This is a genomic window from Streptomyces sp. SM18, from assembly GCF_002910775.2.
In the GTDB taxonomy this organism is placed as follows: Bacteria; Actinomycetota; Actinomycetes; order Streptomycetales; family Streptomycetaceae; genus Streptomyces; species Streptomyces halstedii.
In genome coordinates this window covers 4432318-4456013 of sequence record NZ_CP029342.1, presented here as the reverse complement: position 1 = coordinate 4456013, position 23696 = coordinate 4432318, and the positions used below count along the sequence as shown (strand labels likewise).

At 72.3% G+C, this 23696-nt stretch carries 17 protein-coding genes; 5 read left to right on the top strand and 12 right to left on the bottom strand.

Translation table 11 applies throughout. The features are described from left to right. Positions 1 to 153: 153 nt before the first annotated feature. From B9S64_RS20315 to B9S64_RS20300, 4 genes are all read right to left on the bottom strand, one after another. Complete coding sequence (locus B9S64_RS20315; RefSeq protein WP_103491135.1) at positions 154 to 1875, bottom strand: serine/threonine-protein kinase; 1722 nt, start codon at positions 1873 to 1875, stop codon at positions 154 to 156. A 117-nt stretch (positions 1876 to 1992) separates the two neighbouring features. Beyond that, positions 1993 to 5061, bottom strand: a complete 3069-nt coding sequence (locus B9S64_RS20310; protein ID WP_109492079.1) for a protein kinase — start codon at positions 5059 to 5061, stop codon at positions 1993 to 1995. Positions 5062 to 5340: 279 nt separating this feature from the next. Continuing rightward, positions 5341 to 7506, bottom strand: a complete 2166-nt coding sequence (locus B9S64_RS20305) for a serine/threonine-protein kinase (protein WP_103505171.1) — start codon at positions 7504 to 7506, stop codon at positions 5341 to 5343. A 675-nt stretch (positions 7507 to 8181) separates the two neighbouring features. Further along, positions 8182 to 9888: a glycerol-3-phosphate dehydrogenase/oxidase gene (locus tag B9S64_RS20300; protein WP_103492086.1), complete on the bottom strand. Its 1707-nt coding sequence runs from the start codon at positions 9886 to 9888 to the stop codon at positions 8182 to 8184. Between the two features lie 291 nt (positions 9889 to 10179). Between B9S64_RS20300 and B9S64_RS20295 the strand changes: the two genes are divergently transcribed. Both B9S64_RS20295 and B9S64_RS20290 read left to right on the top strand, forming a co-directional pair. Continuing rightward, entirely contained in the window at positions 10180 to 11442 is a 1263-nt protein-coding gene (locus tag B9S64_RS20295) for a nucleotide sugar dehydrogenase (RefSeq protein WP_103492087.1), read from the top strand. Between the two features lie 109 nt (positions 11443 to 11551). Continuing rightward, on the top strand, positions 11552 to 12181 hold the full coding sequence (locus tag B9S64_RS20290) for a hypothetical protein (RefSeq protein ID WP_103492088.1): 630 nt from the start codon (positions 11552 to 11554) through the stop codon (positions 12179 to 12181). Between the two features lie 73 nt (positions 12182 to 12254). Here the strand turns inward: B9S64_RS20290 and B9S64_RS20285 are convergent, their stop codons facing one another. The 4 genes from B9S64_RS20285 to B9S64_RS20270 form a co-directional block, all read right to left on the bottom strand. After that, positions 12255 to 13379: a GuaB3 family IMP dehydrogenase-related protein gene (locus tag B9S64_RS20285; protein WP_103492089.1), complete on the bottom strand. Its 1125-nt coding sequence runs from the start codon at positions 13377 to 13379 to the stop codon at positions 12255 to 12257. A 105-nt stretch (positions 13380 to 13484) separates the two neighbouring features. Next, the gene (guaB, locus tag B9S64_RS20280; protein WP_103492090.1) at positions 13485 to 14987 is read right to left on the bottom strand and encodes an IMP dehydrogenase; all 1503 of its coding nucleotides are present in this window, start codon (positions 14985 to 14987) and stop codon (positions 13485 to 13487) included. Positions 14988 to 15181: 194 nt separating this feature from the next. Next, positions 15182 to 15757, bottom strand: coding sequence for a sigma-70 family RNA polymerase sigma factor (locus B9S64_RS20275; RefSeq protein ID WP_028439203.1), 576 nt, complete (start codon positions 15755 to 15757; stop codon positions 15182 to 15184). Between the two features lie 276 nt (positions 15758 to 16033). Continuing rightward, on the bottom strand, positions 16034 to 16645 hold the full coding sequence (locus B9S64_RS20270) for a response regulator transcription factor (RefSeq protein WP_003948568.1): 612 nt from the start codon (positions 16643 to 16645) through the stop codon (positions 16034 to 16036). A gap of 435 nt (positions 16646 to 17080) precedes the next feature. On the opposite strand from B9S64_RS20270, the gene B9S64_RS20265 reads away from it, so the two are divergent. Continuing rightward, on the top strand, positions 17081 to 17413 hold the full coding sequence (locus B9S64_RS20265; RefSeq protein WP_103492091.1) for a WhiB family transcriptional regulator: 333 nt from the start codon (positions 17081 to 17083) through the stop codon (positions 17411 to 17413). Between the two features lie 181 nt (positions 17414 to 17594). Here the strand turns inward: B9S64_RS20265 and B9S64_RS20260 are convergent, their stop codons facing one another. Next, complete coding sequence (locus B9S64_RS20260) at positions 17595 to 18485, bottom strand: LysR family transcriptional regulator (protein WP_103492092.1); 891 nt, start codon at positions 18483 to 18485, stop codon at positions 17595 to 17597. Positions 18486 to 18565: 80 nt separating this feature from the next. On the opposite strand from B9S64_RS20260, the gene B9S64_RS20255 reads away from it, so the two are divergent. Together B9S64_RS20255 and B9S64_RS20250 are read left to right on the top strand one after the other, a co-directional pair. Beyond that, positions 18566 to 19234 (top strand): MOSC domain-containing protein, encoded by a 669-nt coding sequence (locus B9S64_RS20255; RefSeq protein WP_103492093.1) that lies wholly within the window; start codon positions 18566 to 18568, stop codon positions 19232 to 19234. Positions 19235 to 19288: 54 nt separating this feature from the next. Continuing rightward, positions 19289 to 20062: an SDR family oxidoreductase gene (locus B9S64_RS20250; protein ID WP_103492094.1), complete on the top strand. Its 774-nt coding sequence runs from the start codon at positions 19289 to 19291 to the stop codon at positions 20060 to 20062. Between the two features lie 263 nt (positions 20063 to 20325). Here B9S64_RS20250 and groL read toward each other — a convergent pair whose 3' ends face one another. The 3 genes from groL to B9S64_RS20230 all read right to left on the bottom strand — a co-directional run bounded on the left by groL (position 20326) and on the right by B9S64_RS20230 (position 23620). Beyond that, complete coding sequence (groL, locus tag B9S64_RS20240) at positions 20326 to 21948, bottom strand: chaperonin GroEL (RefSeq protein ID WP_103492095.1); 1623 nt, start codon at positions 21946 to 21948, stop codon at positions 20326 to 20328. A gap of 98 nt (positions 21949 to 22046) precedes the next feature. Beyond that, the gene (gene groES / locus B9S64_RS20235; RefSeq protein ID WP_003966899.1) at positions 22047 to 22355 is read right to left on the bottom strand and encodes a co-chaperone GroES; all 309 of its coding nucleotides are present in this window, start codon (positions 22353 to 22355) and stop codon (positions 22047 to 22049) included. Positions 22356 to 22663: 308 nt separating this feature from the next. Then, positions 22664 to 23620, bottom strand: coding sequence for a polysaccharide deacetylase family protein (locus B9S64_RS20230; RefSeq protein WP_103492096.1), 957 nt, complete (start codon positions 23618 to 23620; stop codon positions 22664 to 22666). Between the last annotated feature and the right edge of the window lie 76 nt (positions 23621 to 23696).

Below are 23696 nucleotides of genomic sequence, written 5' to 3'. Positions count from 1 at the left end.
CTCGGCGCGGATCTTTTTCCCGGCGGTTTCGGAGACCGCCGCCCGGAGACCGCCGGCCGAGTGGCCGGCGCGCGGTCCGCCGTCCGGGGTACCCGGTGCGCTCCGTCGTCAGGAGTGCCCGGTGCCCGCGCCCGGCCCTCCCCGAGGAGGGCGTCAGCCGTCCTGTGCCGGGGGTTGCCAGCTGCGGAGCATCGTCTCGAAGAGCTGCCGGGTCTCCGCCCAGTCCTCCTCGGGCCCGGTCATGTACAGCGCGTACTCCGGTCCGCCGGGCTCACCGAAGTACATCTGGTCGATCCCGTGGCGCGGGCCCGGGTGGTCCTTGGACTCCGTCCAGGTGAACTCCCACAGGGAGCCGGGCCGGTCGCGGAAGATGTTCGAGTGCAGCGTCAGCCGCTCGTACGCGGGCAGCCGGGCCGCGAGGTCCTTCTCGATGCCGAGCATGTGCGCGTACGGGGTGTCGAAGTCGGGGTCGGGATCGACGCCTATCCGGATCCGGTGCGCCCCGTTGTCCGGGGTGTAGTCGATCTGGCCGCCGTCCGTCTGCCGGGTCCAGCCCTCCGGTACGGCGAGGCTGAAGCCCTCGGGGTCCTCGACGCGCTTCCAGCCGTCGGGGACCTCCTTGGCGGCGGGCCGCGCGTCGGAGGCCGGCTCCTCCGAGGACCCGGACCCCTTCGACTCCTCGGACGGGCCGGACGCCCCGGACGACTCCTCGGACGATCCGGACGGCGTCGGGGTGTCCGGACCGGCGGTGCCCTGCTCCTCCGCGACGACGCCCGACCCCCCGTCGCGTCCGCCCATCTTCATCGCGACCAGCCCCGCCGCCCCGCCGAGCAGCGCCGCCACCGCCACGACCAGGACCGCCGTACGCCACCGCCCCCGGCTGCGCCGGACGGTGGGCACCGAGGTGGCGACGGGCGGGGGCTCCGGTGGCAGGGCGTCCTGCGGAAGCCGGGCCGTGGACCCCTCCGGAACCGAGAACGCGTGCATCTCCTCGTCGGACAGGCGCTGCGTGGGCACATGCGCCTGGGCCGCGCGGGGCTTGCGGCCCTCCATCGCGTCCAGCAGCATCCGTTCGGCCTGCGCGGCCGTGGGCCGGTCCTCGGGCTCCTTGCGCAGCAGTGCCGTGATGACGGGCGCCAGGGCGCCGCCCCGGTCCGGGTGCGGCGGCTCCTCGGTGACGACGGCCTGCATGGTGGAGATCGGCGACGTACGCCGGAACGGGGAGCGTCCCTCGACCGCCGTGTAGAGCGTGGCGCCCAGCGACCACAGGTCGGAGGCGGGCCCCGGATCGCCGCCGCGCACCCGCTCCGGCGCCAGGTAGTCGATGGAGCCCACCAGTTCGCCGGTCCGGGTGATGGTGGAGTCGCCCTCGATCGCGGCGATCCCGAAGTCGGTCAGCAGCACCAGGCCGTCCCGGGCCAGCAGGACGTTGCCCGGCTTCACGTCCCGGTGCAGCACGCCCGCGCTGTGCGCGGCCTGGAGGGCGCTGAGCACATGGAGACCGATGCGGGCCGCCTCGCGTGGCTCGATCTCGCCGGTCTCCTTCGTCGCGTCGGCGAGCGAGGGCCCGTCCACGTACTGCATGACGATCCAGGGCCGGTTGTCGTACTCGATGACGTCGTGGACCGTGACGACACCGGGGTGGGTGATCCGCGCGGCGGCCCGCGCCTCCTTCTGCGTACGGGCGTGGAGCACGGCCCGGTCCGCCTCGGCCGCGTACAGTCCGGCGGTCAACTCCTTGACGGCGACGGTGCGGTGGAGCACCTCGTCATGGGCGCGCCACACCTTGCCCATACCGCCGCGCCCCAGGACGTCACCGAGCCGGTACCGGCCCGCCAGCACGAGCCCCGACTCCGTACCCTGCGCCTGTTCCACGTGTGTCCCCGCCCCATTCCCTCGAACTCCCAGGTTACGGAGGGGAAGCGGTGGCGCGTAACCGCGCATCGCCCACGAGACCGCACTGTGATGCTTGTCGCGTCCGCCGACTCTCCGTCAGGAACTCACACGGTAGGTGGCGACGGCCTGTTCGTAGATGCCGGTCACCTTGTCACGCTCGTTCACCGGGCCGATGACCTGCACGATGTGGTACCGACCGGACACGATCATGACCAGATTGCGGACATACACCTCACGGCCGCCGCTCTCCTGCCAGGTGAACTGCCCCTCGGCCATGACCTGTTGTCCGACATCGACGCGTCGCACACCCGACGAGCTGGCCCAGCTGGACTCCCGGAAGGGGCGCAACTCCGGTTCCTTGGTGCGCTGGTAGTCCAGCGGGTCGGCGCCGTTGGCCTTGACGGAGTCCCGGCCGGGCACGATCAGCACACTGAATCCGTCGCTTCCGTACACGATCTGACGCTGTGTGTTGGCCGGGCTGCGCTGGAAGTCCTTCGGCACGCCGACCTCGAAGCCCTCCGCGTCCTTCCGCAGCGCGTAACCGGAGGCGACGGCGGCGGCGGAGCGGCTGGTCTGCGGCCGCTGCGACCCGCCGCCGGGCGAGGCGGACGCCTTGTCCGAGGCCCCGGCCGAGGGGCTCTTCCCCGGGGCGGGAGAGGCGGACCCGGTGGGCCGGCCCTGGGAGGCGTTGTCCGTGTCGGCGTCGGTGTCCGCGCCGGGCATGAACAGCACGGCGTAGGCCACGGCGGCGGCCATCAGCAGCAGGATCAGCACGAGGAGCAGCCGCCCCAGCCGTCGCGGCGCCTTTCCGCCGGGCGGAGGCCGGCGCAGCACCTTGGGGCCCTTGGGCTCCCGCAGTTCCTTGGGCTCCTTGGGTCCCCGGGGCGCGCGCGGCGGCTTCTCGTACCGGGGACGCGGCGGCTCGGGGCGCTGCCGCTTGCCCTGGCGGTGCCGGCCCTGGGCGGCGCCACGGCCCCAGCGCCTGCGGACCAGTTCGCCCCGCCGCCGCACGATGGGCAGCCGGTCGGTGTCCGTGGGCGGCAGGGTGACGACGTCGGCGCCCGCCTCCGGTTCGGGGGCGGAGCGTACGAGGGAGCGCAGCCAGCCACGCAGCTCCTCGAAGTCGGGGCGCTCGGTGGGGTCCTGACGCAGCAGCGACTCGACGACCGGCCGCAGCGGGCCGCACTCCTCGGCGAAGGCGGGCGGCTCGCCGCAGACCATCTGGACGAGCTCGGCCGCGTTCTCCTCCGGGTAGGGCGCGTGGCCCTGGACGGCCCGGTAGAGCAGGGCGCCGAGCGCCCACAGGTCGGTGGAGGGGCCGATGGGCGGGGCCAGCTGCCAGTTGTCGTGGACCGGTCCGGCCTGTTCGGGCGCCCACCGCTCGGTGACGGCGCCGACGACCGCGATACGGGCCTGCCGGGCGCGTTCGGCTGCGAGCGGTGTGGCGGGGCCCCGGTAGACGGAGGTCTCGCCGCCGCTGCCCGCGACGACCTCGTCCCAGCCGCTGGTGGAGGCACGGGCGCCCACGGGTTGCGGCAGGCGGTCGGGGCGGTCCTCGGGGCGGTGGTCGGTGTCGTCGTCGCCCCAGTCGTTCCGGCCGCCTGGGCGGTCGTCGGGGCGGTCGGCCCCGTGCCGGGATTCGGCCCACGGCTCGTCCCAGCCGAAGCCGCCACCGGAACCGCCCGCGGGGACCGGGCGGCCGTCGCCGGGGCCGTCGTCCCAGGTACCGGCGAGATGCACCCGGCGGCCGGGGGGCAGGATGCCGTCGTCGCCGTCGTCGTCCTCGTCGTCCCCCTCGTCGTCGTAGACGTCGTCGTCGGCGAACGGCCCCTGGTACGGCGGCTCCACCGGCCGTCCCCAGGTCCCGCTCAGCCGGGGCCGCCCCGGACCACCGGGCCCGGCCGGTGCGGGGCCCGCTCCGGGCTCGCCGCCACCGGGGCGGCCGGCGGGCAGGCCGGTGACGGACGAGCCGGGGCCGGGCCTGGTCGCGCCCGGTGCGTCGGTACCGGTGCCCGGGGCGTCGGCGGGCCCCGGTATCCGTCCGGGCCCGCCGGGGTCGCCCGGCCGCACCGCGGGCTCCGGGCCCCCTGGTCCGCCGTCCTGCCACGCCTCCCCGGCGGAGACGGAGACACCGCCCGGACCGGAGGCACTTCCATGGCCAGGTCCGGTCGCCTCCGGACCGGCGGTGGGGCCGGACGCCGCCGGACCGGTGGCGGGGCCGTCCTGCTGCTGGGTCTCCTGGGCGCGGACCGCCGCGCGGGCGCCCGCCCGGTAGGCGGCGATGGCCCCGGCACGGGCGGCCCGCAACTGCGCGGCGCTGCCCGCGCCCGGCTCCGCGACGGGAACGGCGGGGTGGGCCGGGCGCGGGACGAGCTCCTGGCGCTCCGGCACGGCGGCTTCGAGCGACGGCGCCGACTCGATCTCCAGGTGGCCCCGCGCGGCCGGTACCCCGGCGGACGACGGCGGGTCGGAAGTCTCCAGCTCAGGCGTGGCGGCCGGGGACGAGAACCCTTCGTACGGCCCGGTCGGGCCGGTCTCGACCGCCGGCGGCCCGTAACCGTCCTCGTCGTCCGGTCGCGGCACCGGAACGTACCCGCACAGCGCCTCCTCGGCGGCCCCCGCCGCCAGGCCGGTCAGCACCACCCGGCCGTCGTCGCAGACCAGCACCGTGCGGACGGTGATGTTGCGGTGCGTCCAGCCGTGCGCGTGCAGCACCCGCAGGGCGGTGAGCACGTCCGAGCCGATCTCGGCGGCCCGGAACGGATTGAGCGGGCGCTCCGCGAGGAGCGCGGCGAGCGGCCGGGCCGCGACCAGTTCGCTCACTATCCAGAGCGATCCCGCCTCCGCGAACACGTCGAAGACCTGGTCGAGGCGCGGGTGGTCCGGCACCTGGGCGGCCGCCTGCGCGGCCTCGATCGCCCGCCGGACGGCGGGATCGGTGGACCTGCGCACGGCCCGTCCGGTGGCCCGCCGCGCCGCCGACGGCATTCCGTCGGCGTCCAGGACCTCCGCGTCCACCACCTCGGGCAACGGCACCTGGCGGACCAGCACCTCCTGCCCGCTGTAGGTGTCGAACGCCCGGGTCTCCACCAGTTCGTACGCATCGGACGGGGGCAGCGGCAGGCGGTAGCGGTCGGCAAGAACCCGACCCGCGTAGTCGTCCACGAGGCCTCCCCAGAGCGCACGATCTCCCGGTCACGGAGACCGCATCAATCCGTCAATTGCGGTCACTTGCTGTGCAATTGACCCATGATCCCGGATGCGTACGGTCCATGGCCTCTCACGATACGTGGCAAGTCGCCGCCGCGCGGCCGGGTCGGCCAACACAACCGCTCCGCCCGCGCCTTCGGCCCGTCCGTACACGCGGGCGTCCCGGCGTCCGGCCCGCCCGCACACCCGCCCGCCGCCGGCCGACGGTCGTGACCGGCCGTCATCATCTTCCCGTCAGTCGGCCGGCTTGAACGTGGCGAAGGCCGTCTCGCGCAGCTTGGTGCACTCCGCGCCGTCCCACTCGCTCTCCACGCAGCTGATCATGATGGAGTAGCCGTGTGTGGCGTCCACCTTGAAGCCCCGGTTGAGCACCCGGATCCGCAGGCCCTTCTGGGTACGGACGAACTCCCAGTCGGCGACGGTCGGATAGTCGTTGAACTCGGTCTTGTGGATGCCGAGATGCTTGTACCCGCTGCTGCTCCCGGCGACGGCTCCCCGCAGGCCTCGCCACGCCGCCGCGGCGTCGTTGCCGGGCGAGGAGTTGTAGTCGACCTGGACCCGGGGGAAGCCGCCGTCGATGTTGTAGATGCCGCCGGAGTTGGAGCCCGCCGTGCCGTTGCGCTCGAAGCCCTCGGGCATCGCCATGGTGAAGTGGAACTGGCTGTCGGAGACCTTCTTGTACCCGTCCGGCACGGCATCCGCGGCCGGGGGGTCGTCCTGTGGGGCGGACGGTGACGCGTCGTCGGTCGCCTCGCCGGTCTGCTGCCCCTGGCCGTCCTCCTGGCCCTCCTTGGCACCGCCCTTGTCCGTGTCGCCTCCGGTGCCCGCCCCGTCGCCCTTGCCGGAGTCACCACCGGTGGCCGTCGCCCCGGCCGACGCGGTGGTGTCGCCCTTGGCCGAGCCGCCCGCCCCTTTGTCCTCGTCGTCGCCGCCGAGGGTGAGCGCGAGGACCGTACCCAGCACCGCGAGCACGACGACGCCCGCGATGATCGCCAGGGTGCGGCGCGGCACGACGTCCGTGATCGAGGCGCGGGTGGAGGCGGGAGCTCCGCCCGCGCGGCCCGGTGACGCGCCCGGACCGGAGACCGAGGCGGTGGCGGCCGGGGACTTGGCGTTCCTGGCGGACCGGAGCGCGCCGCGCAGCCGCTCCCGGGTGCTCTCCCCCGTCCCGGAACCGGAACCCGAACCCGAACCGGAACCCGTACCCGTACCCGCACCGGGAACCGGACCGCTGCCGGACCGGCCACGGGCCCCGGGTCCGGAGACCGTGGCCGGGCCGTACCCGGGGACCTGACCGGTGGCAGCCCCGCCCGAACCCGTGCCGGGCCGGGAACCGGCGACACCGCCCGAGGCCGGGCCGGACATCGCCCCGGTGCCCGCACCGGCCGCCGGGCCGCTCGCGAACCCCGCCGCCGCGGCCCCCGCGGCGGCCGCGCCCGCCGCCTTCTTGCGTCCCGGGCCCTTCGGTCCCTTGTCCCCGCTCTTCGGACCGGTCGGGGGCAGCGCCATGATCTGCGTGGCGTCGGCCGGGGGCGCGTCGGGCGTCTCCGGCGCGTTGATCACCGCGTTGAGCAGCACCCGCGCCCCGGCGTCGTCCAACCGCTGCTCGGGGTCCCGGGTCAGCAGCCCGTAGATGACCTCCGTCAGTGGACCGGCGTTCTTCGGCGGGTCCACCGGTTCCGTCATCACGGCCGTCAGTGTGGCGATGGCCGAGCCCTTGTCGTACGGCGGGCAGCCCTCGACGCTCGCGTACAGCAGGCCGCCGAGGGACCACAGGTCGGCCGGCGGTCCCGGCTTGTGGCCACGGGCGCGCTCCGGCGAGATGTACGAGGGGGCGCCGACCAGCATGCCCGTCGAGGTCACGGAGGGGTCGCCCTCGACCTGGGCGATGCCGAAGTCCGTGAGGACGACCCGGCCGTCCTCGGAGATCAGCACGTTGGACGGCTTGACGTCACGGTGCAGGATGCCCTCGCGGTGCGCCGAGCGCAGCACGTCGAGGATGGCCAGTCCGACCTCCGCCGCGCGCCTCGGCGTCAGCGTCCCGTCCTCGCGGATCGCCTCCGCCAGCGACTTGCCCTCGATCAACTCCATGACGATCCACGGCCGGTCGTCCTCGTCGACGACGTCGTACACCGTCACGGCACTGGTGTTGCGGATCCTCGCGATCGCCTTCGCCTCGCGCAGGGTGCGCGTGATCAGCCGGCGCTTCTCGTCCTCGTCGATGGCCGAGGGGAACCGCAGTTCCTTGACCGCGACCGTACGGCCCAACGTCTCGTCGGCAGCACGCCAGACCGTGCCCATGCCGCCCCGGCCGAGCACCTCCCCGAGCCGGTACCGCCCCGCGAGAAGACGCCCTTCCTTGTCCCCTTGGGGCTCCCGTGCCTGCTCCGCCTCCGACATGCGTCCCCTCTGCTATCAACCCGCCCTGGCAGAGCGTTTATTGTCCCTCACCCCGGGACCGGTCATGGTCCCGGGTCCGGGGTCGGCCACGACGCGGCCGGCCAGGGGAGCCCCGGCCCTGCCGGTACCCCGGGCTCTGCCCGCCGCCCCGCCGGAGCCGGCTCCGCTCGCGCCGACGGCCGCGGGCCGTCCGGCGGACCGCACCGCACCCCCGCATCGTCCTACCTCCACCGGCTCGCCGTCGAGGGGCAGGCTCCCGCGGCCGTGCTTCCGGCCGGTGACCCGTGACTCCGCACCTTACGAGACCGACCGGGCGGCCGGCACCGGCATCTCACCCGCCGACGGCTGCCGGGCGGGCCGCCTCACCAGGGCGCTCGCCGCCACTACGGCCCTCCCCTTCGCGGGGAAGGGCGAGTTGAAGCCGACGGACACCGCCGGAAGGCGGCCGCCAGGCCTGATACGCGATCAGGGACGCCTGGAGACCGGGCGACCACGGCCCCTGACGCCCCGGAACCCGGAACCGGACCGAGACCGGGACCGGGACCGGGACCGGAACCCGGCCGGAACCCGGACCAGTCCGGGCCCCGGACCCGGACCCGGACCGGAAACCGAACCCGAACCCGGAACCCGGAAGTCGGAACCCGAAGCGGAGCTGGCCCCCGCCGGGGCGCGGCCCTACAGGGGTGCGATGTCCGGCGCCCCCAGCCGTGCCGCGTCCGCCGTCAGGTCGTCGGGCTGCCGCTGCGACTCCCGCTCCGCCTCGACCCGCTTGCGGTAGTGCTCCACCTCCCGTTCCACCTGGCTGGTGTCCCAGCCCAGCACCGGCGCCATCAGGTCCGCGCACTCACGGGCGCAGCGGGTGCCCCGGTCGAAGGTCTCGATGGAGATCCGGGTGCGGCGGGTCAGGACGTCGTCGAGGTGGCGGGCGCCCTCGTGCGAGGCGGCGTAGACGATCTCCGCCCGCAGGTAGTCCTCCGCCCCGGCCAGCGGTTCACCGAGCCGCGCGTCACCCTCGATCAGGCCCAGGAGTTCCTCGGCCATCGAGCCGTACCGGTTGAGCAGGTGCTCCACCCGGACGACGTGCAGCCCCGCGCGGGCGGCGATCCGCGCACGGGCGTTCCACAGGGCGCGGTACCCCTCGGCGCCGAGCAGGGGGACCTCCTCCGTGACGCACCGGGCGACCCGCTGGTCCAGCCCGTGCACCGCCTCGTCCACCGCGTCCTTCGCCATCACCCGGTACGTCGTGTACTTGCCGCCCGCCACGACGACGAGTCCGGGCACCGGGTGGGCCACCGTGTGCTCCCGTGAGAGCTTGCTCGTCGCGTCCGACTCACCGGCCAGCAGCGGACGCAGCCCCGCGTAGACGCCCTCGACGTCGTCCCGGCCCAGGGGGACGTTGAGCACCGAGTTCACGTGTTCGAGCAGGTAGTCGATGTCGGCGCTGGAGGCGGCCGGATGTGCCTTGTCCAGGTCCCAGTCGGTGTCGGTGGTGCCGATGATCCAGTGCCGTCCCCACGGGATCACGAAGAGGACGGACTTCTCCGTGCGCAGGATCAGCCCGGTCGTGGAGTGGATGCGGTCCTTCGGCACGACGAGGTGGATGCCCTTGGAGGCCCGGACGTGGAACTGCCCGCGCTCACCGATGAGTGCCTGGGTGTCGTCCGTCCACACCCCGGTCGCGTTGACCACCTGCTTGGCCCGGACCTCGTACTCGCCGCCGCCCTCGACGTCCTGCACCCGGACGCCGACGACCCGCTCGCCCTCCCGGAGGAACGCGGTCACCCGGGCCCGGTTCGCCACGTGCGCGCCGTACCCGGCGGCGGTGCGCACCAGGGTCGCCACATAGCGGGCGTCGTCCATCTGGGCGTCGTAGTACTGGAGGGCGCCTACCAGGGCGTCCTTGCGCAGCGCCGGTGCCACGCGCAGCGCGTGGCGGCGCGAGAGGTGCCGGTGCATGGGCAGTCCGCGGCCGTGGCCCGAGGACACCGACATCGCGTCGTACAGCGCGACGCCCGAGCCCGCGTACAGCCGCTCCCACCCCTTGTGCCGCAAGGGGTAGAGGAACGGCACGGGCTTCACCAGGTGCGGGGCCAGCCGCTCCAGGAGCAGCCCGCGCTCCTTCAGTGCCTCCCGCACGAGCGTGAAGTCCAGCATCTCCAGATAGCGCAGCCCCCCGTGGATCAGCTTGCTCGATCTGCTGGACGTCCCCGACGCCCAGTCCCGCGCCTCCACGAGGCCGGTCGAGAGCCCTCTGGTGGCGGCGTCCAGCGCGGTCCCGGCGCCGACCACGCCCGCCCCCACGACCAGCACGTCCAGTTCGCGCTCGGCCATCGCGGCCAGCGCCTCGGCGCGCTCCGCGGGTCCCAGTGTCGCTGTCCTCACTGCTGCCTCCCGGTACTCCCGGTACTCCGGTCATCTGGGTGCTTGCGGCGTGGGGGCGGGACCGGCTCCACGGCCGGACGACCACACCCACCCCTCGATTCTGTCCGCGCTCCGCGACTTCAGCCACCGCCTGTGGACAACACCCGGTCGACGAGACCCGATGAATGCGACATATAGGTCATATATACGCCTAGTCTGACATTGCACTGTCCACAGCAGTTGCGCTTTCTGCCTTTTGGTCTTAAAGGCCTTTCGTCTGGATCAGGCGCTAGGGAAGGACGGCCCTCCACCATGCCCGCAGACCTCGCTGTCATCGGACTCGGCCACCTCGGCCTGCCCCTTGCCCAGGCGGCCGTCGCCGCCGGGATCCAGACGGTCGGGTACGACACCGACCCCCGGCCGCACGCCGAGTTGTCCGCCGGCCGTACTCCGGTCGAGGGATCCCTCAGCGCCTCCGAGATCCGCCGGATGCTCTCGGGGGGCTTCCGGCCCACCGCGGACCCCGCCGAACTCGGCCGGGTCCGCACCGCCGCGATCTGCGCCCCCACCCCGCTCGGCCCGGACCGCACCCTGGACCTCGGCGCCGTCACCGACGCGACCCGCGCCCTGGCCGCCCGGCTGCGCCCGCACACCACCGTCCTGGTGGAGTCGGCCGTCCCGCCCGGCACCACCGAGAACGTCGTACGCCCGCTCCTGGAGGAGGGCTCGGGCCTGCGCGCCGGACGCGACTTCCACCTCGCCCACTCGCCCGGCCGCCTCGACCCCGGCAACCGCGCCCGCACCCTCGCCCGCACGCCCAAGGTCATCGGCGGCCTGACCCCCGCCTGCACCGAGTCCGCCGCCGCCTTCTACGGACGGCTCACGGACAAGGTCGTCCGGGCCAGGGGGCCGCGCGAGGCCGAGATGACGAAGGTCCTCGAAACCAACTTCCGGCACGTCAACATCGCCCTGGTCAACGAGATGGCGGTGCTCTGCCACGACCTCGGGGTGGACCTCTGGGACGTCATCAGGTGCGCCGAGACGAAGCCGTTCGGCTTCCAGCCCTTCCGCCCCGGGCCGGGGGTCGGAGGCCACGGCGTCCCGCTGGACCCCGGCTACTTCCCGTACAGCGGACACACCCCCGGCCACCCGCTGCGCATGGTCTCGCTGGCCAAGGAGATCAACGACCGGATGCCGGGCTATGTGATCCAGCGCTGCGCGACCCTGCTCAACGAGCACGGCAAGTCCGTCCGGGGCGCCCGGGTGCTGCTGCTCGGCGTCACCTACAAGCCGGACCTCGCCGACCAGGAGGCCTCCCCCGCCCGCGAGATCGCGAACCGCCTCATGGACATGGGCGCCCAGATCGGCTACCACGACCCCCTCGTCCTGGACTGGCGGGTGCGCGACCTGCCCGTCCCGCGCGCCGACTCGCTCTACGAGGCGGCGGCCGGCGCGGACCTGACGGTCCTCCTCCAGCACCACCGCACCTACGACCTCCAGGGACTGGCCGTGAAGGCCCAACTCCTCCTGGACACAAGGGGAGCGACCCCGGCCGGCGCCGCGCACCGGCTCTAGGACCCAGGCGCCCCACGGGATTCCCGCCGCCCGGTGTCGGTCCGGCCTGCTAGCCTGCGGCGTCACTCGTCGCACAGCAGTGCGCATCCGTCACAGGGGGAACACCACCATGAGCCAGCCCGTGCAGCCGCCGAACCCGCCCCAGCAGCCCTACGGCGGCGGGCAGCCCACCGACGGCAACCCGTACGCGCAGCAGCCGGGCGGCCCGAACCCGCCGCAGCCCGGGGCCCCGTACCCGCCGCAGCCCGCCGCGCCGACCGGCAACCCGTTCGCGCAGCAGCCGGGCGCGCAGCCCGGCCAGTTCGGCGGCGCCCCGTTCCAGCCCGCGCCCCCGGCCCGCACCAACATCGGCCTCGGTGTGGCGGCCGCTCTCGGCGCCGCGATCGTCGCCGCGATCCTCTACGGGGTGATCGCCGGGTCCATCGAGCGCGAGATCGGGTACGCGGCCGTCGGCGTCGGCTTCCTGGTCGGCTTCGTCGGCAGCAAGGTCGGCGGCTCCAACCCGGCCGTCATCGGCGCGGGAGTCGTCTTCTCCCTGGTGGCCGTCTTCTTCGGCCAGCTCATCGGCATGTCGATGATCGTCGCCGACGCCCTGCACGTCAGCTTCTCCGAGATCTTCTTCGACCGCTTCGGCGCCCTGCTGGACGTCTGGAAGGAGGAGGCCGACTTCATGACGTACCTCTTCCTGCTCCTGGGCCCGGTCGCCGCCTTCGGTGGCGCCAGGAAGGCCGTCGGCTGAGCCGCGCCCGTACACACGCCGGGGCCCGGACCGCGATGCGTGGTCCGGGCCCCGGCGTATGAGGAGGAGCGGGTCAGCGGCGGTGCTGCGAGTCCGCCACCGTCACCTCGACGCGCTGGAACTCCTTGAGGTCGCTGTACCCGGTGGTGGCCATCGCGCGGCGCAGGGCGCCGAAGATGTTCATCGACCCGTCGGGGTTGTGCGACGGCCCGGTCAGGACCTCCTCCGTGGTGCCCACCGAGCCGAGGTCGACCAGCTTGCCCCGCGGCACGTCCTCGTGCACGGCCTCCATCCCCCAGTGCCGGCCACGGCCCGGCGCGTCCGTCGCGCGGGCCAGCGGGGAGCCCATCATCACGGCGTCCGCACCGCAGGCGACGGCCTTCGGGAGGTCTCCCGACCAGCCGACGCCACCGTCCGCGATGACGTGCACATACCGGCCGCCGGACTCGTCCATGTAGTCGCGGCGGGCCCCGGCCACATCGGCGACCGCGGTCGCCATGGGGACCTGGATGCCGAAGACGTTGCGCGTGGTGTGCGCCGCGCCGCCGCCGAAGCCGACCAGGACACCGGCGGCGCCCGTACGCATCAGGTGCAGGGCCGCGGTGTACGTGGCGCAGCCGCCGACGATCACCGGGACGTCCAGCTCGTAGATGAACTGCTTCAGGTTGAGCGGCTCGGCCGCGCCCGAGACGTGCTCGGCGGAGACCGTCGTACCGCGGATGACGAAGATGTCCACGCCCGCGTCCACGACGGCCTTGGAGAACTGCGCGGTGCGCTGCGGCGAGAGCGCGGCGGCGGTGACGACACCGGAGTCGCGCACCTCCTTGATGCGCTGCCCGATCAGCTCCTCCTGGATGGGCGCGGAGTAGATCTCCTGGAGCCGGGCGGTCGCGCTCTCGACCGGCATCTCGGCGATCTCGTCGAGCAGCGGCTGCGGGTCGGCGTGCCGCGTCCACAGCCCTTCGAGGTTGAGGACGCCGAGGCCGCCCAGCTCCCCTATGCGGATCGCGGTCTGCGGCGAGACCACCGAGTCCATGGGGGCCGCCAGGAACGGCAGCTCGAAACGGTAGGCGTCGATCTGCCAGGCGATCGAGACCTCCTTCGGGTCACGGGTACGCCGGCTCGGTACGACGGCGATGTCGTCGAACGCGTACGCCCTGCGGCCGCGCTTGCCGCGCCCGATCTCGATCTCAGTCACGATGGTGTGGCCTTTCCCTCTACGTCTGCGCTGTCCAGTATCCCCGACGCACGCGTGAGGGGCGGTCCCGGGAACCCCGGCCCGCCCCTCACCTGTGCTGACGCGTTACTTCCTGCTGTAGTTCGGCGCCTCGACCGTCATCTGGATGTCGTGCGGGTGGCTCTCCTTGAGCCCCGCCGAGGTGATCCGCACGAAGCGGCCCTTGCTCTCCATCTCGTCGACGGAGGCGGCACCGACGTACCCCATGGTCTGGCGGAGGCCGCCGACCAGCTGGTGCAGGACGTTGGCCAGCGGGCCGCGGTAGGGCACCTGCCCCTCGATGCCCTCGGGGACAAGCTTGTCGTCCGAGGACACCTCGGCCTGGAAGTAGCGGTCCTTGGAGTACGACCGCCCCTGGCCACGGGACTGCATGGCGCCCAGCGAGCCCATGCCCCGGTACGACTTGAACTGCTTGCCGTTGATGAAGAGCAGCTCGCCCGGCGACTCCTCGCAGCCCGCGAGCAGGCTGCCCAGCATCACGCTGTCCGCGCCGGCGGCCAGCGCCTTGCCGATGTCGCCGGAGTACTGAAGGCCTCCGTCGCCGATCACGGGGACACCCGCGGCACGCGCGGCGAGCGCGGCCTCGTAGATCGCGGTGACCTGCGGGACGCCGATACCGGCGACCACACGGGTGGTGCAGATCGAACCGGGGCCGACGCCGACCTTCACGCCGTCGACACCGGCGTCGATCAGCGCCTGCGCACCGTCGCGGGTGGCGACGTTGCCGCCGATGACGTCGACGCCGACGCTCGACTTGATCTTCGCCATCCAGTCGAGGGCGTTGCTGTTGTGTCCGTGCGAGGTGTCCACGATCAGGAAGTCCACCCCGGCGGAGGCGAGTGCCTGGGCACGGTCCAGCGCCTCGGGGCTGGCGCCGACGGCCGCGCCGACCAGCAGACGGCCTTCGGCGTCCTTGGCGGCGTTCGGGTACTGCTCGGCCTTCTTGAAGTCCTTGACCGTGATGAGGCCCTTGAGGATGCCGGCCTCGTCGACCAGCGGCAGCTTCTCGATCTTGTGACGGCGCAGCAGCTCCATGGCGTCCACGCCGGAGATCCCGACCCGCCCGGTGACGAGCGGCATCGGCGTCATGACCTCGCGCACCTGGCGCCCCCGGTCCGACTCGAAGGCCATGTCACGGTTGGTCACGATGCCGAGGAGCTTCCCCGCGGAGTCGGTGACCGGCACCCCGCTGATGCGGAACTTCGCACAGAGCGCGTCCGCCTCGCCGAGCGTGGCGTCGGGGTGCACGGTGATCGGGTCGGTGACCATCCCCGACTCGGACCGCTTCACCAGGTCGACCTGGTTCACCTGGTCCTCGACCGAGAGGTTGCGGTGCAGGACGCCGACGCCGCCCTGACGGGCCATGGCGATCGCCATCCGGGCCTCGGTCACCTTGTCCATGGCGGCCGACAGCAGGGGGATGTTCACCCGCACGTTGCGCGAGATGAGGGACGAGGTGTCGACCGCGTTGGGCAGGACCTCCGACGCGCCCGGCAGCAGCAGCACGTCGTCGTACGTCAGCCCGAGCCTCGCGAATTTCTCGGGCACTCCGTCGACGTTTGCAGTCATGACACCTTCCCCAAATGGCCTTGATCGGTGCGGATGTCCATGCTAACGGGCTCGCGGGCCGTCTCATTCCACGATCAAGATCACCTGGAACTTCCGTGCGATCCCACCATGCCCCGGGCAGGCCGGGCCGGGGTCCTCGCGCGGGCAGGGTGACGAAGCTCCCACCGGTCCGGCTCGCGGACCGCGGGGTCGCCCTACTGCCCCGCGAGGGCCCGCAGTCTGCTCAACGCGCGGTGCTGGGCGACCCGGACCGCGCCCGGCGACATCCCCAGCATCTGTCCGGTCTCCTCGGCGGTCAGCCCGACCGCGACCCGCAGGACCAGCAACTCCCGCTGGTTCTCCGGGAGGTTGGCGAGGAGCTTCTTCGCCCAGGCCGCGTCGCTGCTGAGCAGCGCGCGCTCCTCCGGGCCGAGCGAGTCGTCGGGCCGCTCGGGCATCTCGTCGGAGGGCACGGCCGTCGATCCGGGATGGCGCATCGCGGCGCGCTGGAGGTCGGCGACCTTGTGGCCGGCGATGGCGAAGACGAAGGCCTCGAAGGGCCTTCCGGTGTCCTTGTAGCGCGGCAGCGCCATCAGCACCGCGACGCAGACCTCCTGCGCCAGGTCCTCCACGAAGTGACGGGCGTCACCGGGCAGCCGGCTCAGCCGGGTCCGGCAGTACCGCAGGGCGAGGGGGTGGACGTGAGCCAGCAGATCATGGGTGGCCTGCGCGTCACCGTCGACGGCACGGTGCACCAGAGCACCGATCACCGTCGTCCCGTCGTCACGCATCGGACCATGGTGCCTTGAGGCCGTCTGATCCGTGGCATCGCGTCCCGAGTTGTGCACCGAAGCGTTATGAGCGGGTGCGCCGGATGTCATGTCCTGCGCCCTCCCCTTCCGCTCGACCGAATCGTTCCCGAGGAACTCCACACCTCAAGGATGCGGCATCGGCCGGGAAGCGTCACATACCACTGGCGGGGTCGGTACGGCGGCGGGGCCGGCGCCATCGGAATCCCGTCCGCCGGATGCGGACGGGACCGTACGGCAGCCGGGCCGCCGCGGTGGTCAGCGGACCAGGCCCCAGCGGAAGCCGAGCGCCACGGCGTGCGCGCGGTCCGAGGCCCCCAGCTTCTTGAACAGGCGCCTGGCGTGCGTCTTCACCGTGTCCTCCGAGAGGAAGAGCTCACGTCCGATCTCCGCGTTGGAACGGCCGTGGCTCATCCCTTCGAGCACCTGGATCTCCCGCGCGGTGAGCGTCGGCGCTGCCCCCATCTCGGCGGACCGCAGCCGGCGCGGGGCCAGCCGCCACGTCGGATCGGCCAGCGCCTGGGTCACGGTGGCCCGCAACTCGGCGCGTGAGGCGTCCTTGTGCAGATAGCCGCGGGCACCGGCGGCGACCGCGAGCGCGACCCCGTCCAGGTCCTCGGCGACGGTCAGCATGATGATCCGGGCGCCGGGGTCGGCCGAGAGCAGCCGCCGGACCGTCTCCACACCCCCCAGGCCGGGCATGCGTACGTCCATCAGAATCAGATCCGAACGATCGGCTCCCCAGCGGCGGAGGACTTCCTCGCCGTTGGCCGCCGTCGTCACACGCTCGACGCCGGGCACGGTCGCGACCGCCCGGCGAAGCGCTTCTCGGGCAAGCGGGGAGTCGTCGCAGACGAGGACGGATGTCATGGCCGTCCTCCGCAGCTGATGCGCGTCACCTTGAGCCTCCAGGCTGATACAAGTCGTCACCTGTGCGGTCGACCCCCTCGGACATCTGCCCGAGCTCGTTCTCCGTCAACCGCCTCCCCCTTCTCAACGACGGTCACTCGAAAGAGTTACGGGTCGAAGCGCCTGGTTCGGCACTCTCCGTGAGGGGGTGCGCACGGAGGAGAACGACGCGGTGTTCTTCACCCGCGGATCGATCCGCTCACCCTCACACATGCCCCATTTAGCGGGTTTTCTTCACTTTTCCTGGCGTCTGTAGCTAGATTCCCAAGAAGTCATATTTACATCTACTAACACCATGGATGTACGGTCGGAACTCCGGCCACCACGATCACCTGACATGGCCACCGACGGTCGAGGAAGCCGAACCGACTCAGCAAGGTTTCGAGGGGACACGCAATGGCAGATTTCTCCCGCCTTCCCGGACCCAACGCAGATCTGTGGGACTGGCAGCTGCTGGCCGCCTGCCGCGGGGTCGACAGCTCGCTGTTCTTCCACCCCGAAGGCGAACGCGGGGCGGCCCGGAGCGCCCGTGAGACCTCGGCGAAGGAGGTCTGCATGCGCTGCCCGGTACGCGCCGAGTGCGCGGCGCACGCGCTGGCGGTCCGCGAGCCCTACGGCGTCTGGGGCGGGCTGACGGAGGACGAGCGCGAGGAACTCATGGGCCGCGCCCGCAACCGTCTGATCACCACGCACTCCGGCGCCGCCCCGCAGAACCCGGGTACCACCTGAGACACCTCACGGCGCCATCGAACGCAGAAACGTTTCTGTCCGGGAACCGGTCCCGGACACGCCCCGGCCTCCGGGCAGGCACCCTCGGTCCCGGACCCTCGGCGCCGGGCCGGACGGGCGCCCCGGCCCCGGACCCACAAGACCCGGCCCCGGACCCACTGGAACCCGGCCCCGCCCCGGGTCAGCGCGTGGCCGCTCGGGCCAGCTCGTCCAGGGTGGCCGCCACCGCGGGGACCTGCGCGAGGTCCGGGAGGGTGAGCGCGACGATCTCCCGCTCCACCGCGGGCTCCACCGTCACGGTGCGGGTCCCCTTGGCGCGTACCGACTCGATGGCCAGCTCCGGCAGCACGGCCACGCCGAGACCGGCCCCGACCAGGCCGATCACCGCCGGGTAGTCGTCGGTGGCGAAGTCGATCCGGGGGGTGAACCCGGACGTCTCACAGACCTCCACCAGCTGACGGCGGCAGCGCGGGCAGCCGGCGATCCACGGTTCCCCGGCCAGCTCCCCGATGCCCACCGTCCCCGCGTCGGCCAGCCGGTGCCCTTCGGGGACCAGCCCGATCAGCCGGTCCGCGAGCAGCGGACGGACCACGAGGTCGTCCCACTCGCCGCAGGCCTCCCCGTACCGGAAGGCCAGCGCGATGTCGCAGTCGCCGTCGCGGAGCATCTCCACCGAGCGCGGCGGCTCCGCCTCGACCAGCGAGACCCGGGTGCCGGGATGCGCGGCGCGCAGGGCGGCCAGCGCCCCGGGGACCAGGGTCGAGCTGCCGCTGGGGAACGACACCAGCCGGACCCGGCCGGCCCGCAGCCCGGCGATGGCCGCGACCTCCTCCTCTGCGGCGGTCAGCCCCGCGAGGATGCCGGACGCGTGGCGCACCAGCGCCTGTCCCGCCTGGGTGAGCCGCATCTCGCGGCCCGCGCGGATGAGCAGCGGGGTACCCGCCGAGGACTCCAGGGCCTTCATCTGCTGGCTGACGGCGGGCTGGGTGCAGCCCAGTTCGCGCGCGGCGGCGGAGAACGAGCCGGTCGTGGACACGGCGCGCAGGACTCGGAGATGACGGGCTTCGATCACCCTTCAACCATAAGCGATGCTTGCAGCATAGGGGGATTAATCGGGTGATTCTTTGATGTCCGGATGGCTAGGGTGAGCACATGAAGCTGCTCACCGTGAATCTGGGGCGTCCTCGGCCCTCCGCACACACCAACGGCGCCGGCGGGTTCACCGGCATCGACAAGCGTCCGGTCGAGGGGCCCGTCCAGGTGAGCGACCCCGGTCCGAAGGGTGTCGGCGGCAGCGGTCTGACCGGTGACTCGGTGTGCGACCTGCGCCATCACGGCGGCTCCGACCAGGCGGTGTACGCCTTCGCGCGCGAGGAGCTCGACGCCTGGGAGAAGGAGCTGGGCCGGCCGCTGCCCAACGGCTGCTTCGGCGAGAACCTGACGACCTCGGGCCTCACGGTCAGCGAGGCGCTGATCGGGGAGCGCTGGCTGATCGGCGGCGAGCTGGTGCTGGAGGTGACGTCCGGCCGTATCCCCTGCCGTACGTTCGCGGGTCATACGGGCGAGCGGGGCTGGGTGAAGCGGTTCACGCAACGGGGGGTGACCGGCGCCTATCTGCGGGTGGTCCGGCCGGGGTCGATCCGGGCGGGGGACCCCATCGAGATCGTCCACCGGCCGGACCACTCGGTCACGGCCGCGCTCCAGTTCAGGGCCGTGACGACCGAGCGGCAGCTGCTTCCGGCTCTGCTGGCGGCCGGGGACGCGTTGCACCGGGAGTCGCTGCGGACGGCCCGGGAGTACGTGGCGGCGCAGCCGTCCTGACCACGCTGCGGGCTGGCCTGCCGCCCGTTTCCCCGGGGCACTAACGTGCCGCGTATGACGAGTGCACTGATTACGGGCGCGACGGCGGGCATCGGCGCCGCCTTCGCACGGCGGCTCGCGGCCGACGGGCACAACCTGGTCCTGGTGGCACGTGACACCGAACGGCTGCGGGCACAGGCCACGGAGCTGCACGACCGGCACGGCATCGAGGCGGAGGTGCTGACGGCGGACCTCGCCACGGACGCCGGGATCGAGGCGGTCGAGACACGGCTGGGCGACCGGGTCAGCCCGATCGACCTGCTGGTCAACAACGCCGGTTTCGGCAACAAGGGGCGGTATCTCGACGTCCCCGTGGCCGACGAGCTGACGATGCTGAAGGTGCACTGCGAGGCGGTGCTGCGGCTGACCTCGGCCGCGGTGACCGGGATGCGGGAGCGCGGTCGCGGCGGGGTGGTCAACGTGGCCTCGGTGGCGGCCTTCCTGCCCCGGGGCACGTACGGCGCCTCGAAGGCGTGGGTCGTGCAGTTCACCCAGGGCGTGGCGAAGGACCTGGCGGGCACGGGGGTGCGGCTGATGGCGCTGTGCCCCGGCTTCGTACGGACCGAGTTCCACGACCGGGCGGGGATGGGCACCGGGAACATCCCGGGCTGGATGTGGCTGGACGCCGACAAGGTCGTCGAGGCGGCGCTGTCGGACCTGGCCCGCGGGACGTCGGTGTCGGTCCCCGATCCCCGGTACAAGGCGCTGATGGGCCTGGTCAAGGTGACGCCCCGCGCTCTGCTGGGCGGGGTCACCTCCCGCGCGGGCCGCTCCTACGGTCCGCGGTAGCCGCCGCCTGTGCCGTCGAGCGGTACGGCCGAGGCCCGGTGCCCCCGCGACGGGGGCACCGGGCCTCGGCTGTGTACGGAGCCGTACCAGGGCGTGTTTCGAAAGGAGCGCCGTCCGCCCGGAGGGCGGGGCCCGCGGCGTCCGGTGCGTGCGATCGCAAGGCGGAGGATCGCCCTCGTACTGGACGTACTGGGGCGACTCCGACAACGCGGCGAGCGTGCGTGCCGGGCGTCGCGGGCCAGGCGGGACTTTCGAAACGCGTCCTAGTGGGAGTGGCCGTGGCCGTGGCCCGCCTCGGCCTCTTCCTCGGCCGGCTTCTCGACGACCAGGGTCTCGGTCGTGAGCAGCAGCGACGCGATGGAGGCGGCGTTCTCCAGGGCGGAGCGGGTGACCTTGACCGGGTCGATGACGCCGGCCTTCACCAGGTCGCCGTACTCGCCGGTCGCGGCGTTGAAGCCCTGGCCCTTGTCGAGCTCGGAGACCTTCGAGGTGATGACGTAGCCCTCGAGGCCGGCGTTCTCGGCGATCCAGCGCAGCGGCTCGACGGCGGCGCGGCGCACGACCGCGACACCGGTGGCCTCGTCGCCGGTCTTGCCGAGGTTGCTCTCCAGGACCTTGACGGCGTGGACGAGCGCGGAGCCACCACCGGAGACGATGCCCTCCTCGACCGCGGCGCGGGTCGCGGAGATGGCGTCCTCCAGACGGTGCTTCTTCTCCTTGAGCTCCACCTCGGTGGCGGCACCGACACGGATCACGCAGACGCCGCCGGCCAGCTTCGCGAGGCGCTCCTGGAGCTTCTCGCGGTCCCAGTCCGAGTCGGTGGACTCGATCTCGGCCTTGATCTGGTTGACCCGGCCCTGGACGTCGGCGGAGTTGCCGCCGCCGTCGACGATGGTGGTGTCGTCCTTGGAGACGGTGACGCGGCGGGCGCTGCCCAGCACGTCCAGACCGGCCTGGTCGAGCTTGAGGCCGACCTCCTCGGCGATGACGGTCGCACCGGTGAGGGTGGCGATGTCGCCGAGCATGGCCTTGCGGCGGTCACCGAAGCCGGGGGCCTTCACCGCGACGGCGTTGAAGGTGCCACGGATCTTGTTGACGACGAGGGTGGAGAGCGCCTCGCCCTCGACGTCCTCGGCGATGATCAGCAGCGGCTTGGAGCCACCCGCCTGGATGACCTTCTCCAGCAGCGGGAGCAGCTCCTGGATCGAGCCGATCTTGCCCTGGTGGATCAGGATGTACGGGTCGTCGAGGACGGCCTCCATACGCTCCTGGTCGGTCACCATGTACGGCGAGAGGTAGCCCTTGTCGAAGGCCATGCCCTCGGTGAACTCAAGGTCCAGACCGAAGGTGTTGGACTCCTCGACGGTGATGACACCGTCCTTGCCGACCTTGTCCATCGCGTCCGCGATGAGCTCGCCGACCTGCGGGTCCTGCGCGGAGAGCGCGGCCACGGCGGCGATGTCGGCCTTGTCGTCGATCGGGCGGGCGGTCGCGAGGAGGTCCTCGGACACGGCCTTCACGGCGGCGTCGATGCCCTTCTTCAGGGCGGCCGGGGAGGCGCCCGCGGCGACGTTGCGCAGGCCCTCGCGCACGAGCGCCTGGGCCAGGACGGTGGCGGTGGTGGTGCCGTCACCGGCGACGTCGTTGGTCTTGGTCGCCACCTCCTTCACCAGCTGGGCACCGAGGTTCTCGTACGGGTCGTCGAGCTCGACCTCGCGCGCGATGGTGACACCGTCGTTGGTGATGGTGGGAGCGCCGAACTTCTTGTCGATGACGACGTTGCGGCCCTTCGGACCGATCGTCACCTTCACCGTGTCGGCGAGCTTGTTGACGCCGCGCTCAAGGGCGCGACGGGCGTCCTCGTCGAACTTCAGGATCTTCGCCATGGGCTGAGCTGTCCTCTCAAACGAACTGCGCCCCTCGCCACCCGGCTAGTCATCTCGCAGGGGGCCAGGGGCGCAGAACAGAAGCAAACGTGGGTGAACTACTTCTCGACGATCGCGAGAACGTCGCGGGCCGAGAGGACGAGGTACTCCTCGCCGTTGTACTTCACCTCGGTGCCGCCGTACTTGCTGTACAGCACGACATCGCCGGTCTTGACGTCGAGCGGAAGGCGCTCGCCGTTCTCGAAGCGGCCCGGTCCCACGGCCAGGACGACGCCCTCCTGGGGCTTCTCCTTGGCGGTGTCCGGAATGACCAGGCCGGAAGCCGTGGTCTGCTCGGCGTCGAGCGGCTGGACCACAATGCGGTCCTCAAGCGGCTTGATCGCAACCTTGGAGCTGGTGGTCGACACGATCCGGTCTCCCCCTTCGGAGATCTCACGGGGTTTAACAGTCTGTGGGTGGCGACTGGCCGATCCGTCGTCGCGGGTGCCGGACCTGTCCTGTCGCACGGGTGGTGCTGGCACTCTCCAGTGGGGAGTGCCAGGCACGAGACTATGGCGACGATTAGCACTCGGTCAAGCGGAGTGCCAATTCACCACCCCCGCGTGGCGCGAGCGGGCCCCCAGCACGCACCCGGGACAACGCGGAACCCCGCCGCGGCGTTCCGTACGACGGGGTCCTGAGGGGGAAGGGTTCCGCCCGCGGGGCGGACGGCGTGTCAGACGTAGTCCTCCAGCCTGGCCACGGCGTATCCCTTGTCGGTGACCGTCTTCATGACGTTGCGGACCAGGTCGGTCATGGACGCGTCCCAGTCCGACTGGCCGCGGAAGTGGGTGAGGATGATGTCGCCCGGGTGCAGGTCCTGGTCCCACTCCCGCCACTCCATGTGGTCGGGGAACGCCTCGGCGGCCCACAGGGGCACGGCCTTGATTCCGCAGGACTTGGCGATCCGCAGGGTGTCACCGTTGTAGTTGCCGTACGGGGGCCTGAGCAGGGCGGGCCGCTTGCCGAAGCGCTTCTCGATCTTGTCCTGCTCGCCGCAGATCTCCTCGCGCTGCTCCGCCTTCGAGAGCCCGGGGAGATAGGGGTGGTTGAGCGTGTGGTTGTTGAGGGTGACGCCGCGCTTCTGCATCTCCTCGAAGTAGCCGTAGTCGTCGTTCACCTCGTAGTCGCTGAGGAAGGCGCTGTACGGGATGTTCAGCTCCGTCATCATCCGCAGCAGTTCGGGGTCCTTCTCCGAACCGTCGTCCATCGTCAGGAAGACGATCCGCTCCGTGGTCGGCACGGTCGTGAAGACCGGGGGGAGGTCCTCGCCCTCGGCGCCGTCGATCTCGAACCCCTCGCGGGTGGGGATGAATGGTTTCTTCGCAGGCGGCGCCGGGGCGGCCAGCGGGACCTTCGCCAGCCTCCACTTCTTCGCGGCGGCCACCCGGGCCGCCTGCTGCCGCTTCGCCTCCTCGGCCCGGGTGTCCGCTTCGGGGGCGGGCCCCGCCTGGCCGGCCGCCGCCCCCGGCCGGCCCGCGTCGGGCGAGGCGGACGGGACCCAACGGGGTCCGTCACTCCCTCCGTCGGCGCAGCCGGAGGCGACGGCGGCGACCACCAGGGCGGCCGCGAGCGCGCAGACCGGTCTGTGACGTTTCGTGGAGAACTTTTCGTTTTGTCGTACTGTCTGCATGGCGCCGCATCCTGCCAGCCGGTCCCGGGCCACCCGCCCCGACACTCCACCGGCTCCGGCCGGTCCCACCGACTGG

What these genes read in the sequence shown, in the direction of transcription:
- B9S64_RS20275 (WP_028439203.1), bottom strand. Translation starts at nt 15,757, where the DNA reads ATGCGTGACGACGGGACGACGGTGATCGGTGCTCTGGTGCACCGTGCC.
- B9S64_RS20230 (WP_103492096.1), bottom strand. Translation starts at nt 23,620, where the DNA reads ATGCAGACAGTACGACAAAACGAAAAGTTCTCCACGAAACGTCACAGA.
- guaB (WP_103492090.1), bottom strand. Translation starts at nt 14,987, where the DNA reads ATGACTGCAAACGTCGACGGAGTGCCCGAGAAATTCGCGAGGCTCGGG.
- B9S64_RS20255 (WP_103492093.1), top strand. Translation starts at nt 18,566, where the DNA reads ATGAAGCTGCTCACCGTGAATCTGGGGCGTCCTCGGCCCTCCGCACAC.
- B9S64_RS20270 (WP_003948568.1), bottom strand. Translation starts at nt 16,645, where the DNA reads ATGACATCCGTCCTCGTCTGCGACGACTCCCCGCTTGCCCGAGAAGCG.
- B9S64_RS20265 (WP_103492091.1), top strand. Translation starts at nt 17,081, where the DNA reads ATGGCAGATTTCTCCCGCCTTCCCGGACCCAACGCAGATCTGTGGGAC.
- B9S64_RS20295 (WP_103492087.1), top strand. Translation starts at nt 10,180, where the DNA reads ATGCCCGCAGACCTCGCTGTCATCGGACTCGGCCACCTCGGCCTGCCC.
- B9S64_RS20305 (WP_103505171.1), bottom strand. Translation starts at nt 7,506, where the DNA reads ATGTCGGAGGCGGAGCAGGCACGGGAGCCCCAAGGGGACAAGGAAGGG.
- groL (WP_103492095.1), bottom strand. Translation starts at nt 21,948, where the DNA reads ATGGCGAAGATCCTGAAGTTCGACGAGGACGCCCGTCGCGCCCTTGAG.
- B9S64_RS20290 (WP_103492088.1), top strand. Translation starts at nt 11,552, where the DNA reads ATGAGCCAGCCCGTGCAGCCGCCGAACCCGCCCCAGCAGCCCTACGGC.
- B9S64_RS20250 (WP_103492094.1), top strand. Translation starts at nt 19,289, where the DNA reads ATGACGAGTGCACTGATTACGGGCGCGACGGCGGGCATCGGCGCCGCC.